This window comes from Blastococcus sp. Marseille-P5729 (assembly GCF_900292035.1).
In the GTDB taxonomy this organism is placed as follows: domain Bacteria; phylum Actinomycetota; class Actinomycetes; order Mycobacteriales; family Antricoccaceae; genus Cumulibacter.
The window spans coordinates 827,340-844,710 of record NZ_OMPO01000002.1 but is presented as its reverse complement, the minus strand read 5'-3'; the positions used below and the strand labels follow the sequence as shown (position 1 = coordinate 844,710).

Below are 17,371 nucleotides of genomic sequence, written 5' to 3'. Positions count from 1 at the left end.
GGCTTCTCGAACGAGCAGCTTGAGTGCGGCGGACGCCGCTGGTCACGCCGACTGCGGCCTCGTTACGGGTGATGCGGGCGATCTGCTGGCCGACGGCGAGGAAGACGGTGAATGCCAGCACGACGAACGCGATGATGATCGTCAGCGGTCTCTCGTCAAAGGTGGCGAGCACGTAGAGACCGAGCGGGATGCCGAACAGGCTCGTCCCGGTGATCACCGCGGCTGATCCACTCGATGTGCGCACGCACGCGGATCGCGATCATCACCACGAGGACGAGGTTGACGGTGGTGATCGTGACGACGGCTGTCTGTGGATCTGCCGCCAGCGTGAGCAGCGGACGCCGACCAGCGCGAACCCGAAGCCGGTCGTGGCTTGGGCAGCCGCGGCGAAGGCCAGGATGCAGAAGGACGCGATCAGCAGGGGAGTCATGTCGACGCCAGTGTTCCACGGTGCGGCGTACCACCGGGCGCTACCCGGACAGCCCGTGAACATGAGGCATTCGCGCCAACACCACCAACGTCGGTGGCGTTGGCGCCGATGCCTCAGACTACGCCGGGCGGACGGCGTGGCCGGTCGCGAGCCTACGGCGTCCGTACGCCGACCCGGTCACGATGAGGCCATGGCCAAGTACAGCGTCAACAGCTCAGCGGTGGCGAAGGCCCGTGAGCTCATCGACAAGAAGCAGTACGTGCTCAAGAGCGTCTGGAACGAGGTCCAACCCTCGGCCGATGACCAGAACGACTATCTGGAACGGCATTCCTGGGAGGAATACGCCGCCTGGCACCTCGGCCTCACCGAGGGCGCGAACGACGAGACCAAGGCTCGGTATGCCTTCGGCTTCGGCGACTTCCGGCGGGTCCACCGCTCGGCGCTGATCGCCTGCGTCTACCGCGCGTCCGAATGGCACCACAAGTCGGTCGAGCTCGCGGCCCACGAGCTGCTCCAGCATCTCGACGACGCCGCAGGGATCGGCTGACTCGGCAAGGCAGGATGAGGACATGACTGACGACCTCGTCCCGAGCTTCACGCCCGCGCTGATCGCCGTCCTGCTCAACCGCGAGAACGCGAAGGGCGAGCCGCTGACCGAGCAGGAGGTCATCGAGATCCGCGACAGCTCGGTGGCCATGATGGTGCCGCGGTCGATGGAGCGGGCACTGGCGGCGAGCCGCGGGTACGACGACATCGATCCCGAGAACGTCTGGGCCGAGTGGCAGCGCGTGCGGGTGGAGCTGCAGGAGGGCTGAGCGTCAGCGGCACCGGGTGACGGGTTCGCGCGATCGGGTACGTCTGCGAAAAGCCCGGCTCGGACACGGTGGGGGACAGCACGGATGGCGGCACTCGACGATCTGAGGGTTCTCGACCTCTCCACGGGCGTCGCGCCGGCGATGACCACGATGCTGCTGGCCGATTCGGGGCGAACGTCGTCCGCGTCGAGCACGAGTCGGCGGACCGTGTGCCCCGCCGCGACGCGCCGGGATTCGCGATGTGGGACCGCAACAAGTCGCTCAGCCTGATCGACCCCGTCGTTGACCGGGGCCGGCTCAAGGACCTGCTCGCCGCGTGCGACATCGTGATCACGCAGCGGACGACGGACGAGGTGTTCAGCACCGACGAGCTCGGCCAGCTGCTGAACGGGGTACCGAATCCACGCCGGGTCGTGCTGGTCATGCCGGCGTACGCCGACTGGTGCCCGTGGCCGCCGGGGCGAGAGTCGAGCCAGCTGGTGTCAGCGGCATCGGGGATCTCGCTGCGGCAGTCGTGGGCGACGCTCGGCCCGGTCGATCCCGTCTATCAGCACATCCTTTACATCCAGGGGATCTTGGCGCGATCGGGGCCGGCGCGACGCGCGAGATCCACAATCACGGGCCCGAGGGATTTCATGCGTGAACTCCGCTGGACGCGGTCGTTGATGCCAAAGGCGTATCGACGCACCCGACTCGCCGGCCCGGTCGTTTAGCGTCGGCTGGATCGGGCATCACGGGAAGAACCCACCGGGATCTTGGCGAGAGCCAGGCCCTGGAGAAGCAACAAGGACGCCGACGTGCAGGGAGAGAGCGATGACGCGGTTCGGGTACACGTTGATGACCGAGCAGAGCGGTCCGAAGCAACTGGTCGGGTACGCGCAGGGCGCCGAGCAGGCGGGCTTCGACTTCGAGGTGATGAGCGACCATTACTTCCCGTGGCTGGAGGAGATGGGGCATTCGCCGTACGCGTGGAGCGTGCTCGGAGCCGTCGCGCACGCCACCGAGCGGGTCGAGCTGATGACCTACGTGACCTGCCCGACGGTCCGCTACCACCCGGCCGTGGTCGCGCAGAAGGCGGCGACCGTGCAGATCCTGGCCGATGGGCGCTTCACTCTCGGGCTCGGAAGCGGCGAGCGGCTGAACGAGCACGTGGTCGGTGAGGGCTGGCCCGGCGCGCACGTGCGGCAAGAGATGCTCGCCGAGGCGATCGAGATCATCCGCAAGCTGCTGACCGGCGAAATGGTGACGCACGAGGGCGACTACTTCAGCGTCGACACCGCGAAGCTCTGGGATGTGCCGGAGCAGGGGCTGGACATCGGCGTCGCGGTGTCGGGTGAGAAGGGGATCGAGCAGTTCGCCGAGCTGGCCGACCACCTGATCGCTGTCCAGCCGGACGCCGAGCTCATCACGCAGTGGAATGCCGTCTCGGGCGCTGCTCAGATCCCCGGCAAGGCGCGCGCCATCGGTCAGATCCCGGTGTCCTGGGCGCCGTCGGAGGAGGAAGCGGTCACGCGCGCGCACGAGCTGTTCCGCTGGTTCGGCGGGGGATGGGAGGTCAATGCCGACCTGCCTACGCCGGCGGGGTTCGACGCGGCCGCGCAGTTCGTGCGTGAGGAGGACGTCGCCGGGGCGATTCCGTGCGGGCCGAATCTCGACAAGATCGCCGAAGCCGTGAAGAAGTACGTCGATGCCGGATTCACCGATGTCGCGCTCGTGCAGGTCGGCGACGAACGCCAGGAGCAGTTCCTGACCGAGGCAGCCGGACCGCTGCTGGAGAAGCTGCGAGCGCTGTAGGGCTCCCGCGGGAGCGCGAACCTCGACGTTGCTGCTGCTATGAGCGCTTGACCCGGTTTATCGTCGAGCTGCGGCTGATGGATGAGTCGCCGCGCTCCGAGCGCCTCAATCACGGCCCGGGCGTGAGGTGTTCGACGGAACCGTCATCGCGAATCGCGGTCTGAATATTCATGCACAGTCACCCTTTCCGTTCCCTACTGCTTCTCGCTGCGACGTTGTCGCTCGCCCTGGTCGGGCTGGCCGGGTGCGGTGGTGGAAGCGATCCGGGGCCGAGCAGCGCGACTTTCCTGCTGCGCATCGAATCCCCGGAGGCCGCTGTGAAGGTGCAGCTGTATGCCGACGAGGGGCGGAGCATCACCGTGGATGATCAGGACGGGGCTCAGATGACCTTCACGGTGGGCGAGGTCGGCGAGGAGAGCGCCGAGGTAGCTATCGGCGAGCCGGTTACTCCGATCGACTCCGACGACGACCAGCCCCGAACCGGCTTCCACGTCGCCAACGGGAAGCCCGCCAGTTTCACGACCGCACGCGGCTCCACCTGGACCGTCACCTACGAAGAGATCACCATCGAGTAACCCACTGGCCCTCGACCGGAGCGCTCGTTGTGGTCCGCGACCAGAGAACCGCAGCGAGCGGTGCCGAGTGGAGTGGCGACGCTGGGCCTTGGATCATCCCCGCTGGCGCGGGGCGGACGATCTCGGCGACCGCGCTACACCACTATGCGGGACTCAACTTGCGGCTGCGCAGTTCGTGCGTTAAGAGGACATCGTCGAAGTGATCCCGGGGTGGGCCCGATCTCGACAAGATCGCCGAAGCAGTGAAGAAGTACGTCGATGCTCCACGGGCCCGTTGTGTTGTTGCAGTTCGATCTCGCCCGGAATCAGCACAGTTCAAGCGTCCGTGCCGGCGGGATCCGAAGTCAGCGGCGCGACGCCGTACGGCCGGCTGTAGGCGAGGTACTCCTCGATCTGGCGGGCGACGATTCCCCAGGGCTGGCGATTGATGGCCCGGGCGAGGATGGCCCAGTCGGTGATGCCGCCGCGTTCGATGAGCGTGACGAGTGCTTCGTACGGCCACGTCGCGATCGGGGCGTCGGGGTCGACGTCGACATTGCGGATCGCGACCACCACCCCTTCCGTCGTAGCAGCTTGTCGGCGAGCTGGGTGCACGCGTCGACGACCGTATTCGCAGCAGCCGACCGTCGATACGCACCTCTCCAGGACCTCGACCGGAACGAGGTCCTGGAGACGTGCCGCCGAGCGCGGCACGTCCTCCACCCACCATGCGGCCTTATCGCATCTGATAAACCTTGGCCAAGCAGACGGGGAGCGGCTCCGGCAGAAGCCATGCGATCGGGCGGGCCTAAAGTTCGTGATCGCCACCTCGCGTCACCGTGGTTACGTTGACGAGTGTGTAGCGTGGCCGCATGCGAGAACCGCTGCTCATCGCGCGAAACCCGGACCCGGCCTCGAGCCTGCCTTATCTCGTGCGCATCCCGCTCGGCGACGGGATCGTGCTGCGCACCAGGGAGACGTGGCCGCGGACGTCGAAGGTCTACTGCCACCGCCATGACGAGCCATGGCCAGCGGACGCCGAGATCGTCGAGACAGTGGCATTGCGGGAGTGCTCGCGACGAGGCGCGGCCATCGACGTTGTGGCCGATCGCACCAGGGACGCGCGATCGCAGTTCGTGATGACGCGTGCTCGCGGCCGCGAGATGATCTTTTGGCAGACCGCCCGGGTGGCGAAGGCCGCGCGGCCGAATGTTGCGCTGCCGACGGCGAGGGCCGGCGGGCTCGACTCGCTGGAGATCGTGGTCGACACCCGCGAGCGGTACGCGTGGAAGTTCAGCCATCAGCAGGCGACCACGGTCAAGCGGGCGCTGCCGGTCGGCGACTACGCGAGCTTCGTCGAGGCTGATCTCGTCGCGGTGGTGGAGCGCAAGTCGCTGGCTGATCTCGCGGGCTCGTTGACGTCGGGCCGGCTGGCCTATCGGCTGGCCGATCTGGCGACCGCGCCGTCCGCCGCCGTCGTGGTGGAGGACCGGTACTCGGCGGTCTTCAAGCTCGATCACGTGCGCCCGGCCGTGGTCGCGGAGATGCTCGGCGAGTGCCAGGTGCGGTGGCCGTCAGTACCGATCCTGTTCCTGGAGAACCGGGCCCTCGCGCAGGAGTGGACCTTCCGCTTTCTCGGCTCCGCGGTCCGCGAGCGACTGATGGGCGAGCAGGCGCACCGCATCCTGCCCGAGCAAGACGGCTGAGTGCCCCGCGACTCACGTATCCACGAGCGGTAGCTGGCGATCTATACGTCCCTGCAACAACAAGGATTGCGCACAAACAGCATCGGTGATGTTCAGCCAACCAACCCCACGTCATTCGGGCCAGCTATGAGTCCTGAGTCAGTCTCGTGATTCCCGCAGGTGTTATGAATAGCCCATGTCAGCGATCACTGCGGCGGTCTCGCGGTGAATGACGATCACAGCCTGCGCCGTCAGTTCTTCGGCGACGGACTTGACGCCGCGGGCGATGACCATGCATACATGACGCTTCCGGCGGCTCACGTGTCGTTGATCAGGTATCCGGTCGGGCCGCGATAGACGCCGATTCCCCAACCCACGTCGTCGAACCGCACGTACAACTGGTTCGCGCACGGGTCCTCCGCAGTGACTTCCCATCCGGTGCTGCCGTGATCCAGAACCTCCTGGTACGTCTCGGCGGCCTCCGGATCAAGCGGCGACTCCGCACCCTTGTCGTACCAAGGGGCACGGAGTGCGCTTAGCTCGTCCTCATCGTGCGCGATCGCCGCAGACAGGAACCTCTCGACCTGGTCGATGGCGATGGACTTCTCAGCTGAAGTCAGCATCGCGCAATCGGCAGGGGCGTTGCTCATGGCGCGATCGAGGAGCTCGATGCTCGCGGACTGTGGATCGGGCACGCCCTTGACCGCGACGGTAATCCGCATCTGATTGACCACTCCACTCGCCCAGCAGCGGTCTCCCTCGGGTACGCACGCGCCGTTTCGATCGGCCTCGTTCAGGAACGCGATATCGCCTGACTCGATATCCGCAGGGGCGATCTGCGCGCCAGTGTCGGTCCGGGCGCCGGAGGTGTCGACGGAGATGTAGCTGGTGCCGCCGGCGGTTCTCTCCGCGAGGCAATCCTCATGGCTGACACCGAGCGTGAAACCGGGACCGATCACGTCGTCGATGTCCGCCTGAGAGAGCAACATACAGGGATGCCCGATCGGCACCCAGGTGTCATCGATGATGGCCCCCGCGAACGACGTAGGAGCACCGGGCGTTGATGCATCGCCTTCTGGCCCTTCCCCTGCACAGGCTGCGCTGGTGGCCGCCGCGCAGGCGACGATCAGCCGGGTTATCCGCCGCTCGTCGGGCTCGGAGTTCAAACTGCGTCTGGCCGGGCGCATCATGACCAATCGACTCCGTCCTCGATCGGCTGATCAGCGTTCTTATACTGACCAGATCCATCTACGCCGCAGAACTCGGCGACCTGGATCGCGGCGTACTCCAGGTTTCCTGACAGTTGGCCGTCGTCTTTTTCGTGATCGACCAGCATCTCCTTCAAAATCGTCTCCTGCTCATCGCTCCATGGCTGTGCGACATTAATCGAATCGCGGTCGAGCGCGTGCCACTCGGAGCAGGTAGTCTTCCCGGCATCGGTGCTTGAGCACCCCGCCGTTCCGAGTGCCACGACGGCGACTGATGTTGCGAGAGTTCGGGCCTTGAACTTCATTTGCTTACCTTCTTAATGCTCATGAGGGACTCGGTAGCGGGCATCGAATCAAATTGAGAGGGCGTTTCGAAGCGGACTGCAACTGTGTCGTTAACTGAGATGCCCGGCGTGTATTAGCGCACCAGGAATTACGGCCTAGGCCAGCTTCTCTCTCATCAGCGTCGAGAACTTTCGAAGCGATTTGAGTGCAGGGATCACCCTTGGGCCGGGAATAACGCTCAGGTAGTACTGACGTATTACCTTGAACTCGTCAATCTCAAGCGTGACTCGCCGTCGCCCATCTACGGCGTCGCTCCAGTGGACGCTCATCCTCATCTGGGTGACGAACCCGCCCGGTCCCTTCACCACGTAATTGACGTGATCCGCCGCCACTCGGTCCTCGTGAACGGTTGAAGTCATCGTGGTCTTGCTCGATTGCGCTGCTAGGCGGCCGGCCTTGACAATACTGTCTGGCGGAAGCGTTGAGTTCACCTCGAATCGTTCGGCATTAACCCTTTCGCGCGGGTCTACCATCAGCGTGCTCCTTCTGGTCGGGAGTTCAACGAGTCTGACGGTATGGTTCTGGCACGAAGGAAATTACCGCGATATGACGGGCACCTGGACGGTGTCTCGTCGCCTATGATTTGTCCATCAACTGCCCGTGGAACTACGGGCTCGCGTACCCAGACGACGGAATAATGTGAGGAGCATGCAGCCCGCCCCCGAACGCCGCGTCGTCGTGGTGGACGACGACACCTTGATCCGCGAAGGTGCGGCGAAGCTCTTTTCGAGGGTCAGAGTGGCCGGTACCTACATGTCGGCCGAGCGGCTCCTCGACGATCGCCCCAGCTGCGACGTAGTCGTCCTCGACCTCAATCTCAATGGAATTGGCGGAACGCGGAACGGGCTCAACGGCGCAGCTGCGGTCCGAGCAATAAGCGCCGCCGGGTATCGCGTTCTGCTGTACACCAACGAACACCGGCTACTCGTTCTCGCTCGATGTTATTCAGCGGGCGCCTTTGGACTCGTGCACAAGTCGGAGCCGATCAGTCACATCGAGGCTGCTATTGAGGAGGTGGCCCGCGGCGCGAAAGTGCTATCGGTGGCACTGGCCGGGCTTGCTGAGGCCATCCGTGCATCGGGCCATATGCGCGAGCTGTCGACGCGCCAACGTGAGGTGCTATCGGCCCGCGCCCGAGGTGAACCGTTCAAGAGCATCGCCAAGCGACTCAACATTTCAGAACGCACAGCCCAGGACTACATGAACAGGGTCAGCCTGGCATTCTCCGACTATCTGACAAACCACTCCGCGGCCGACCTAGAACGACATCTGGGCGTTGGACCGGGCGATCTTCTCGACGGCTGATCCCGTCAGGTTGTGTGTCCCGCGAGCGTCTTGTTCACTAATCGCATGAGCGCACGTGATGGCCGTGATGGATAGCGGTTCGGCACTGGGTGGGGGAGGTCGCCACGCTATTCGATCCTGGTTACCGAACATCGGGTTTGACGCTCGCGCGAGTGCCGAGCGTTCGCTGATACTCGCGGCAGCGTTCGTGCGCCTGACGGCGGTAATCCAGAGCGCCCTCTCATTACCGATGATCATGAAGGCTGCTGACACCCCGCTCGCTACGCTCCTTATCGCCCTCGCGTTCATCGCGGAATCGACTTTGGTGACGGTGGCTGCGGCGATACGCGGAACGGTCCCGCCAGGGCGGCAAGCGTTGCTCGACGCCGGGTTCGGGCTATTCATTCTCGTGCACCCGGCTATCTGGTGGACCAGCGGTCACGTGGGCTCATGGAGTCAGTGGCAGTTTGCTGCGGGGATGTCAGTTGCTTGCTATGTGGCACTCTCCGTCAACCGCCCGATCCAGATCGCGATCCTGTCTGTCTCGTCGGCAGTTGCTTACCTTATCGGGACCCTCGCCCCGCCGACGGAGAGTGAAGTGCAGTCTGCGTTCGTGAACACGGTCGCATTCCTGTGCCTCGTCCCTGCGGTGTTCATAGTCGCGACCTATCTACGATCGCTAGCGCGGCATTTGAACCGGGCTCGGGAACTGAACGCGAGGCTTGCGACGGACGCCGCGATCGCCGAGGAACGAGCTGCTCAGCGGATCGTGTTGCACGACACTGCAGGCTTCCTGGCCATGCTGGGAGAGAATGCAGACCCTGATCTCGATCGGATCCTACGGGCTCAGGCGCAGTCCATGAGCCGTGAGCTGCGGCGGCGGGTGTACACCACCAATGATCAGAGCCGCGAGCGAACGTTGCACGAGATTGTCGCGGCAACCACCGCTGCTTACGGCGACTTGCCGCTGGCGATCAACACTCTGCTAGCGAACGAGCGGCCGCTTACGACCGACGCGCAGGCCACTACGGCGTCTGCCTTGCGGACGTTGCTGGACAACATTCGTCAGCACGCGAACGCGGGTGCCGTGACTATTCATGCGACGGCCTCCGACCACGAGTGGGCCCTGGTTGTGCGAGACGACGGGGTGGGCTTCGACGCGACGGCACCGATGGGATTTGGACTCACCGAGCAAGTCGTCGGACAATGTCAGCTTCTCGGTATTGAGGTGACAATCGACTCGGAGCCTGGTGAGGGAGCCGTCATCGAGTTGCGGGGTTCCGGATCGACCTTCGCGTCACCGCCGGCCACCGATGTGGTGGACAACTGAAGCACCGCCCCCGCAACGGGGCCGGTGGGGCGTGCGTCGACTCGACGCTTAGTGCGGAGGATCGTTGTTCCGAGGTCACGCCCACAGCCAAAGCCACTGCAGATTGTGACTGCGCCGCTGGCCGCATAGTGCAACTGTCCACCAGGCAGGTCACGAATGAGGTGATTTCGCCATCGACAGTTCTGAACTGAATTCTGGGCCGTGGGCGCTTGCTACGCCGTCGACCAAGCGTTGCACTCCGTTGACTGGCACAGGAGAACTTGCTGCGTAACACGAGGGACATCTCGCGCACCACTTGATTTCGGTATCCCCTGCTCCTTGCCCAGATGGACCTTTTTGGCTCTGACGCTAAAGCATGCCGAGGCGCGAGATGACCGCGATAGAACGGGCACTTTCGATGCGAGGGGTAAGTAGGGTTTGCATCGCTTCGACCGCGAGGAGGTTGGCGATGAAACGCATGGCCCGACGTTGGTGGATAGCGGCAGTCGTCGCCGTCGTCCTTGCCGTTGGCCTGTGGCTCTCGGTTGACGGTAGTCGAGGCTCGACACCGAGCGCGTCCAGAGGCTCGCCAACAGCCACCAATACAGAATCGCCATCGAGCGGCGCCCCGCCAGCTGACGTTTTACTGAACCTGGCCGCTGAACTCAGCTCCGGTGATCCAGACCGGGTTCGGGCGTGCTTCGACGCCGTCGATGGCCAGTTGCCGACGGAACTGGTTTTGGGCCTGCAATCCGACCCCCTGGCCTTCGACTTGTCCACCGTGGAACCGATCGACGACTCTACGTCAGTGGTGGTGGCCGACCGTTTGGCCGATTCGTGGGACGTGTATCTCGGGCACCGAGACGGAGCATGGCGAATCACAGCGACAGTTCGGAGAGGACCATGAGCGCGAGTTCTGTCCGTTGGCGTATCAGTCCGGTGCTCTTGGTCTTTGGTCTGCTGGTTGCGCTAACGGCGCCGATCATCGCTGCGAGACCTGCCTTCGCGAATCAGGCTTACGAAACGTTCGTTGAGTTGTGCCCAAGCAACGTCGAGGGATCGTCAGATGTCTGGTCGGAGATGTCGTCGGGCGGGCGAGTTGTGGTGCTCGTACACGGATGGACAGCGTCTGCTTCGGACATGCAGCAACTCGGTGAGAACCTGTTGGAGCGTGAGCCGGACCTCGCGATCTTCCTCTTTGACTACAGCAAGTCCAATGGTCGGTGGGCCGATGAACCGGGGACCTCAGACTGCCTTGCTCTGTTCATAGAAGCAGTCTCTGAGTCACATCGGGCGGTCGGTGGATCGGGGAAGGTAGTGATCGTTGCCCATTCGATGGGGGGCATACTGGCCCGGTTCGCACTGAATGATGTGACCAACGGTGGAGTAGGCCAACCGGCTTCGCCCGATCGGGTTGGAGCAGTCATCACTATCGACACTCCACATCGAGGCTCGCCTTTCGGCGGAACGCTAGCGGAATTCAAGCAGGCCGGGGAACTCTTCTACCAAACGATGACGAAGGCCGAGGATATCGGCGCGGTGCCTCATCTCGGAACGCGCGCCGCGACCTGTTTGTCGCTCTACGACGACCAGCATCCCCTGCCAGCCGGGTGTGCCCGACCACCCTACTTGCCTGAGGGCATCCCGGTTATCCAGATCCAAGGTCGGGTAATCGTCGAGAAATTGCTGTTCGGTTTTCCCATCCCGAACAACGACATCGACCTGCTCAGCGACGGGATCGTAGGAGACGTATCACAGCACGGCTACAACGCCTCAGCCGGGTCCCCCCAGCCAAAACCGGGGGTCGGGTCGGCGATGCACACGATTGCCTGTCGGGTGAGTTCGGACGAGCTAGTGTCTGGAAAGGGATTGGAAGGCGCCGCGCGTGATTTCGCGCGCCTGGCGGGCGCGGGTCTTGAGCTCGTTGGTGACGGCGCCGACCTGTTCGCCAGTCTTTTCACGAAGAAGGTCGGCGACGCCAAGTACGCCGCACTCGGCGTGGTTGCTTCACAGTCAGCGCCGTGTGGGCACTCTCGAATTGTTAATCACCCGGATGTCGCTCAGCGAGTCGTAGACACGATAAACGGTCTCGCGCTCGATCCGCCGTCCCAAGGGCAGACGCTCGACGTCGAGCCGTTTGGCGGGGCGCAGTTCAGTAGCCCACTTGGTAGCCTCACCTGCGCCTTGGAGAAACTGGATGACGACCCGGGTGCAATATGTGACCTCACAGCAGGCGCTTCAGCGATAGCTCCAACCTGGCAAGAGGTCTGCCCGGACGGTGGGGGCTCAATAAGCCCAGGCTGGATCGTACTCGGCGACAAGGCCGGATGGATGTGCGCGGGTGGAATCGCCTCGTGGCCAGTAAATCAAGCGTGGAACGCAGGCGGATTCGGTGAGCAGATCGTCAAGGACGGGTTCACCTACGACGTGTTGCCATACGGGAAGACTCTGAAATACGGGAACATCAGTTGCGCGATGGCGAAGGATGGAGTCACGTGCTCCAACTCGGTCAGCGGCGCTGCCTTCAAGCTCAATTCCGCCGGAGTCACCTTCACGGGCTAGACATCGAGCACGTCCTCACCGATGCCCTGCGTGGAGGCTCGTCCCTAAAGTGGCGCTTTGCTCATCGTGCCGCCATTCGTACCGAAAATTGCCAGCTCGTCGCATCTCGGGCTAACTGAATTCCAACAAATGACAACGCCGAATTACAAGTCGGCGGACCTAATTCCTAAGGAGTGGACTACATGCGTATATTGGTGCTCTTGGTCGCGTGGTTATGTCTCGTGGCGTGCTCGGGCCCATCGACCGGGGATAACGGAGAGAATCGGAACGGTAGCTCGACTCCAGGGGCAAGCGCTGAAGCTGTAGCGACGGCTACTGAAGATCATGGATCTGTTGAAGCGGGGCTTCCGGGAGGGCAACGTGTTGTCAACTGGTCCGAGATTGAGCCCACGATCACTAGCGCTTTCCACGCGCTCCTGACTGAAAGCGGCGTGTCCTCAGACGAGGCTGGCCAAACTTCCTGTTTCCCGGCGTACAAACGCAACCTCTATGGCACCTCAACGCTAGGGCTATATGCGATGTGTGGGTCGTACTACACGACCTACGCTGGGCTAAACACGTGGATGTGGGTTCCCTGCATATTGGAGACGATCACAGTTGACGGCTTAGACATCACGGTTGACTATGAAGTCCTCGAGTCGGGCGAGCCGAAGTTCGGCTCGCCGATGAGTGAAGAGTTCATGCTCACAAGCAAGAACTCCGCCGGCATGGAGACGGACACCGTGTTCATACTTCTTCCGAATTCGGCAGGTGATACGCCGGTATACCGCACGGGAACGGCAGTCCCCTCGGTTCCGGCAAACACTGGCGCAAGTCAGCCCGAATCAGACAGGCTGACCTACGAATTCCTGGTCAATGGCACCGGTTCCGAGCGGATTACCGTTGAATTCTCGGCATTCACGATTGCACCAGCATCACACGCCGACGCATTGTTCGACATGAGCTACGAGGTCAAAACCTCAGCCTCTGTGTGGCTGCAGGACATGCAAGGTTTCTATGTGTTTCCGGTCTGGGATATTGACTCTGCGATGTGCAAGGACTTCCCCGCGAGCGATCCATGGGTTAAGGGCTACCTCGGCAAGGCGTACTGTCAGCCGGTGGTCTCCAACCTGGAAGACAGTACTTGGTCGGACACTCCTGAATTCGGGCCTAACATCGTTGTGAAGACGAAATTCGAGGGACTCGGAAAGACTGAGTATCAGGTCGCGGCCAATGGTGGATTCGAGAAACGGTCAGTGAGCGCGGAAACCTTGGCAGAGATAACGAAGCCTGCGATGTGGGTACTCATTCGAGGGCATGTCGACGACATCAATGAATGCGGCTACATCGGTTATGGGCACCCCACAGCGTTAGTTGCCACGACGAAGACAATTCCGTGTGAACTGGCAAAAGAGTAGACGTCGCGATGTAGCGCCCCGTGCGTATCCCCGCGTGCGGCTTCCTGACGGTGACCACCCGGTCGAAAGACATGACCATTCAGGCTCTTCCTATCTGAGGTGGGGTGGGCCAGTCCGCCGCCGGTGAGCAGCATGCGTAGTCGGTAGTGGTCGCGGTTGCGGAATCCGTGGGCGACGCGACGGTCGAGTTCGATCAGCCCGTTGATCGCTTCGGTGCCGTCGTTGCTGGCGCGGCCGGTGTCGAAGTAGGCCAAGAACGCCTCCCTCCGTTGCTGAGCGTTTCCCCGAGCCGCTTGATCTCAGGGATCTCGGCGCCGCAGCGCAGGATCGTGCGGATCCCGTAGAGAGGTTCGTTCTTCCGGCCGCATCCACGGCTGAAGAGAACGCTCCCGCGGGAGATGGCGCACCTGCTGTTCGCGCACCGGATATCGCGCTCCCGGTCGGCGACTACGCCAACTTCGTTGAAGATGACCGGCTGAGTGCGCAGCGACTCTCGTACCCATGAGGGGTCGTCGTGTCAGCGACATCCTCGGTTACATCGGGGCGCATGAACGTCGGTGAGGTTCCCCGGCTCTTCGCATTTGACCGTGTAGAGGTCGCCCCGCGCGTCGCTGGCTGGATGAGGGTCGAGGTCTTCCGAAGATGGGAGTTCTTACACCGCCCATCCGAAAGACCTCGACCTGCGTGACGCTACTACCTTCGCCTACCCCAACCTGGGCACCTGCACCCGGCTGGACGAGCTCGGCCTGAAGGTGACCCGCCAGCTGCTCAAACCCGACCGGGCGGTGCTCGCCTGCCGGGTGGTCGACCCGGACGGATTGGTGCCGCCGCTGCGGCTGCCAAGGCGTAGCCAGGGACACCGTCGTCCGCCGGTTCACGCACGCGCCGTTCGGATGGCCCCCACCACCCTGCTGGTCACGGTGCGCCGGTACCGGTGCGCGGAGTGCTCGCATGTGTGGCGTCAGGACACCACTGCCGCGGCCGAGCTGCGGGCGAAGATCTCCCGGGGCGGGCTAGCCTGGGCCCTGGTCGGCATCGTGGTCCAGCACCTGTCCATGGCTCGCGTCGCCGGGGGCTGGGAGTGGCGTGGCACACCGCCAACGACGCCGTCCTGGCTGAAGGACACCGGCTGCTGATCGACGATCCGGCCCGTCTGGACGGCGTCGAGGTCCTCGGGGTCGAGAAGCATTGTCGGCGTCACACCCGCCGCGAAGACAAGTTCGTCACGGGGATCATCGACCTGACCCCGGTCTGTGACGGGACGGGGCCGAAGCGGTGGACCGACGGGACTCGCGACGAGCACGTAGACGACCCCAGCTGTGATCGGTCCGTCTGGTGAAGCGGGCGGTCGCGAGCCGGTGGGCCGGACTTGCGCCACTCACCAATCGAGACGGGGATTGATGGACGCGAGCCGAGACGGGTGAAGAGCGAAATGCTCGCTGTTTGAGTTGACGGGTCGCTTGCCGCCGTGCTGACCCAGGTACTCCGCTACGTCTACTGCAATGAGGTCGCGAATATTCTGCTCTGAGTAGACGACGACAGTCGGCTCGGCCGACTGAAGATCGACGAACGCCCAGTAGCCGGATGAATCGACGGCAGGCGTTCCATCAGCCGTGCTGAGCTGCCAGCTGGCGGCAGACTTCGTGGAAACGCGCAGGCTTCGTTGCTTCCCGTCCCGTTCCGCGACCAAGCGGAGCCGATTACCAGTCTTCTCCTGGTTGACTGCCCAGCCCCTCGCCTGGAGCCATTCGGTCACTTCTCGCAGGCCGCGTTCCCGAGTGGATGCCCGCACATCGTCGGCTCGGGCTTGATCCATGCGCACGTCCACGAGCCGCCGCCCGTCCTCAAGGCGCCAGAAGTGCCATCCATTAACCGTGCGGCCAAGGGCCGCTTTCCCTGCGCCTGAGGGGGTGTCATACAGCCTGCCCTTGTAGCGGATGTCGCCACGATCGGTGATCTCGGCGTCCTCTCCGCCGGTGCGCGCCTTCAGGACTGTGCCCGGCAAGAGCCGGCCGGACGCGACGAGATCTTTGACGCTGACATATGTGGACATGGGCTTCTTGGCCTCAGGCAGACCACTATGCTCCTCGGGGATTGGCCACGTGGCGAGAATCGCGGCGGTCATCTCCTCAGTGCGGCCGTCAATGGCCGCCTCGTCCCAGGTGGCCCTGTCCGTCAAGTTGCGGGTCATGAGCATTACGTCGTGCCTGCGGAGCGCCGCTCGTTTACCAGAGTCCGAGCCCCACGCCGCGTTCGACACGGACGAGTTCAGAGTGTGCGTGAGTAACGTGAGGTTGCCGAGCCGGTGGACGTGATTTGTTCGCTCCACTTCCTCCGCGAGCGTCGCAACAGGCCAGTTGGTTTGCCATCGCCGGGGGAGCACGTGCTCAATCGCCATGATGCCGCGTGACGTTCGGACGCCAGTCTTGCTCTTTCCCGAATTGAACCCGCGGGCGTCGTCCTCGACCGCTTCGAGCAGCATGCGCATCCGAGCCGCGCTGTAGTGACTGTAGACGGGTGCGGTAGCTAAGAAGTCACGGATCTCGTCATCGTCCGGCCAGTAGGTGGTCTCGGTCGATAGGCGGGCTAGTTCGTTGCGGATCCTGGTGCCGATGCCATCGGGTGTTGTGTCGCGGAACTGGTTGATGAGACGAGCGACGATTCGACCGAGATCGGAGGCCGATAGTCGAAGTATGGCTCGCCGAACGAGCCAGCTCTCCACAGCGTCGATCGCGATCGAGAGCTCGTTCTCTGGAACGTCGAACCCCGGCTGATGTAGCCAGATCAGCATCGGTCGGGCGATCTGAAGGCCTATGGCGTCCATCCGATACACGGACAGGGAGACGCGATCGATCGAGGGATCCTGCGACGCAGCGCGCTCGACCCAACGTTGGTAAGTGATCGCCTGTCCGTGCAGCAGCTTGAGGATCTCGGCCGCGTCGCCGTCGAACTCGTGGTCGACGAAATGCTTGAAGCGGCGGAAGAACGCCCTGGGGCCGACGTCCTCGCCGACGCGGCTGACGAGCCACTGGTTCAGAAAGAGCGCAGAGCGGGTGGTCCGGACGCGGCCGACGGTTACTTCCTTTTCCCAGAAGGGTGTCTCGAATAGTCGCCAGTACTCGCGGTAGGCGACTTCGGGGCTCATCACCGAGCTCACTAGACGCTGGAACAGCAGGTTCTTGATCAGGTCCGCTGCCTGAAGCGGGGTGCCCCGAGCGTTGAGGGTCTCGAAGATCTCTTGCGAATCCTCGTCCGGCTTGAGCGCGATGACCACGAGCTGTAGAGCCGACGCGAGCGTGTCGGCGAGCGCGCTGGCCCACTGGGCCTGATCCTCGTCAGGCTTCTCCTGGAGCCAGTGCGCGATCCGTTCGGTGAAGAAGGCGTGCGCCGCCGCTACGAGCGTGTTCCCGGACTTCAACCGGGAGTGATCGACCGGCGCCGGCGCCTCCATGACTTCGTCGAATGCTTCGCGATCGGCGTTCGAGTGTCTCAGTTTGAGAAGATCGCCGTCGACCTCGTCAGCGTCGTTGTGCGTGAGCTTGCGCAGCCGGCTCGCCAGCCGGGTCTGCTCGAGCTCCTCGAGCGCGGCCGCCGCCGCATCCATGAGTAGCTGCAGTGACGTGATCCGCTGCTGCCCGTCAATGACCGACCACTGCGGGACGCCGCCGACGACGGCGCCTTGATCCTGCAGGACGACCGCCCCGAGGAAGTGTGTGACGTCGGCATTTCCGCCCGCGCGCGCTTCAGCCGTACGGCGGACGTCGGACCACAGTGGTGCCCACTGGTCTTCCTCCGTCCAGACGTATCTGCGCTGGAAGAGTGGGATGTTGAAGTTCTGGCTCAGTGCGAACAGCGCGTGCGGAGAACGTAAGTAGGTGTCCACGCTTACATACTGTCTGCTCCGGCCGACGATTTCACTCACCCTCCTCCCAACCCACCACCAGCGGGATGGTTGACAGCACCGACAATCTTCTGGACGCGCGTTGTC

At 63.4% G+C, this 17,371-nt stretch carries 17 protein-coding genes and 2 pseudogenes; 11 read left to right on the top strand and 8 right to left on the bottom strand.

Going from position 1 to position 17,371, the window contains the following annotated elements:
• Positions 1-262: 262 nt before the first annotated feature.
• Positions 263-430, bottom strand: coding sequence for a hypothetical protein (locus DAA40_RS12535; protein WP_158716422.1), 168 nt, complete (start codon positions 428-430; stop codon positions 263-265).
• Between the two features lie 190 nt (positions 431-620).
• Between DAA40_RS12535 and DAA40_RS12530 the strand changes: the two genes are divergently transcribed.
• The 5 genes from DAA40_RS12530 (at position 621) to DAA40_RS16245 (ending at position 3,614) form a co-directional block, all read left to right on the top strand.
• Positions 621-977: a hypothetical protein gene (locus DAA40_RS12530; protein WP_106850019.1), complete on the top strand. Its 357-nt coding sequence runs from the start codon at positions 621-623 to the stop codon at positions 975-977.
• A gap of 22 nt (positions 978-999) precedes the next feature.
• Positions 1,000-1,245: a hypothetical protein gene (locus tag DAA40_RS12525; protein WP_106850018.1), complete on the top strand. Its 246-nt coding sequence runs from the start codon at positions 1,000-1,002 to the stop codon at positions 1,243-1,245.
• A gap of 68 nt (positions 1,246-1,313) precedes the next feature.
• Positions 1,314-1,958, top strand: coding sequence for a CoA transferase (locus tag DAA40_RS12520; RefSeq protein WP_158716421.1), 645 nt, complete (start codon positions 1,314-1,316; stop codon positions 1,956-1,958).
• Between the two features lie 100 nt (positions 1,959-2,058).
• On the top strand, positions 2,059-3,039 hold the full coding sequence (locus DAA40_RS12515; RefSeq protein ID WP_106850016.1) for a TIGR03557 family F420-dependent LLM class oxidoreductase: 981 nt from the start codon (positions 2,059-2,061) through the stop codon (positions 3,037-3,039).
• Between the two features lie 170 nt (positions 3,040-3,209).
• Positions 3,210-3,614, top strand: a complete 405-nt coding sequence (locus DAA40_RS16245) for a hypothetical protein (RefSeq protein WP_158716420.1) — start codon at positions 3,210-3,212, stop codon at positions 3,612-3,614.
• Positions 3,615-3,929: 315 nt separating this feature from the next.
• On the opposite strand, the gene DAA40_RS12505 is transcribed toward DAA40_RS16245, so the two are convergent.
• On the bottom strand, positions 3,930-4,169 hold the full coding sequence (locus DAA40_RS12505) for a hypothetical protein (protein WP_106850014.1): 240 nt from the start codon (positions 4,167-4,169) through the stop codon (positions 3,930-3,932).
• A 296-nt stretch (positions 4,170-4,465) separates the two neighbouring features.
• Here DAA40_RS12505 and DAA40_RS12500 point away from each other — a divergent pair, with 296 nt between their 5' ends.
• Positions 4,466-5,299: an ERCC4 domain-containing protein gene (locus DAA40_RS12500; protein ID WP_106850013.1), complete on the top strand. Its 834-nt coding sequence runs from the start codon at positions 4,466-4,468 to the stop codon at positions 5,297-5,299.
• 162 nt (positions 5,300-5,461) lie between these two features.
• Here the strand turns inward: DAA40_RS12500 and DAA40_RS16240 are convergent, their stop codons facing one another.
• The 4 genes from DAA40_RS16240 to DAA40_RS16235 form a co-directional block, all read right to left on the bottom strand.
• A complete protein-coding gene (locus tag DAA40_RS16240) occupies positions 5,462-5,599 on the bottom strand; it encodes a hypothetical protein (RefSeq protein WP_158716419.1) in 138 nt (45 codons plus the stop codon).
• A complete protein-coding gene (locus DAA40_RS12495) occupies positions 5,596-6,468 on the bottom strand; it encodes a hypothetical protein (protein ID WP_158716418.1) in 873 nt (290 codons plus the stop codon). Before DAA40_RS12495 ends, DAA40_RS16240 begins: the two co-directional genes overlap by 4 nt.
• Positions 6,465-6,791 (bottom strand): hypothetical protein, encoded by a 327-nt coding sequence (locus DAA40_RS12490; RefSeq protein WP_106850011.1) that lies wholly within the window; start codon positions 6,789-6,791, stop codon positions 6,465-6,467. The genes DAA40_RS12495 and DAA40_RS12490 overlap by 4 nt, the downstream gene beginning before the upstream one ends.
• 135 nt (positions 6,792-6,926) lie before the next feature.
• A complete protein-coding gene (locus DAA40_RS16235; RefSeq protein WP_158716417.1) occupies positions 6,927-7,304 on the bottom strand; it encodes a hypothetical protein in 378 nt (125 codons plus the stop codon).
• 175 nt (positions 7,305-7,479) lie between these two features.
• Between DAA40_RS16235 and DAA40_RS12480 the strand changes: the two genes are divergently transcribed.
• The 4 genes from DAA40_RS12480 (at position 7,480) to DAA40_RS16230 (ending at position 13,383) form a co-directional block, all read left to right on the top strand.
• Positions 7,480-8,136: a response regulator transcription factor gene (locus tag DAA40_RS12480; RefSeq protein ID WP_199849737.1), complete on the top strand. Its 657-nt coding sequence runs from the start codon at positions 7,480-7,482 to the stop codon at positions 8,134-8,136.
• 55 nt (positions 8,137-8,191) lie between these two features.
• A complete protein-coding gene (locus DAA40_RS12475) occupies positions 8,192-9,445 on the top strand; it encodes a sensor histidine kinase (RefSeq protein WP_106850009.1) in 1,254 nt (417 codons plus the stop codon).
• Between the two features lie 882 nt (positions 9,446-10,327).
• Complete coding sequence (locus DAA40_RS12470) at positions 10,328-11,986, top strand: triacylglycerol lipase (RefSeq protein ID WP_158716416.1); 1,659 nt, start codon at positions 10,328-10,330, stop codon at positions 11,984-11,986.
• Between the two features lie 431 nt (positions 11,987-12,417).
• On the top strand, positions 12,418-13,383 hold the full coding sequence (locus tag DAA40_RS16230; protein ID WP_158716415.1) for a hypothetical protein: 966 nt from the start codon (positions 12,418-12,420) through the stop codon (positions 13,381-13,383).
• Here the strand turns inward: DAA40_RS16230 and DAA40_RS17055 are convergent.
• Positions 13,317-13,646 (bottom strand): annotated as a pseudogene (locus DAA40_RS17055) (transposase); the annotation flags it as partial. The gene DAA40_RS16230 and the pseudogene DAA40_RS17055 overlap by 67 nt on opposite strands.
• Before the next feature lie 417 nt (positions 13,647-14,063).
• Here DAA40_RS17055 and DAA40_RS12460 point away from each other — a divergent pair.
• A pseudogene (locus DAA40_RS12460) lies at positions 14,064-14,668 on the top strand (ISL3 family transposase); the annotation flags it as partial.
• Positions 14,669-14,761: 93 nt separating this feature from the next.
• Here the strand turns inward: DAA40_RS12460 and DAA40_RS12455 are convergent.
• Positions 14,762-17,266 carry a DUF262 domain-containing protein gene (locus tag DAA40_RS12455; RefSeq protein WP_158716414.1) on the bottom strand — a complete coding sequence of 835 codons (2,505 nt, stop codon included), beginning with the start codon at positions 17,264-17,266 and terminating at the stop codon, positions 14,762-14,764.
• Positions 17,267-17,371: the final 105 nt, after the last annotated feature.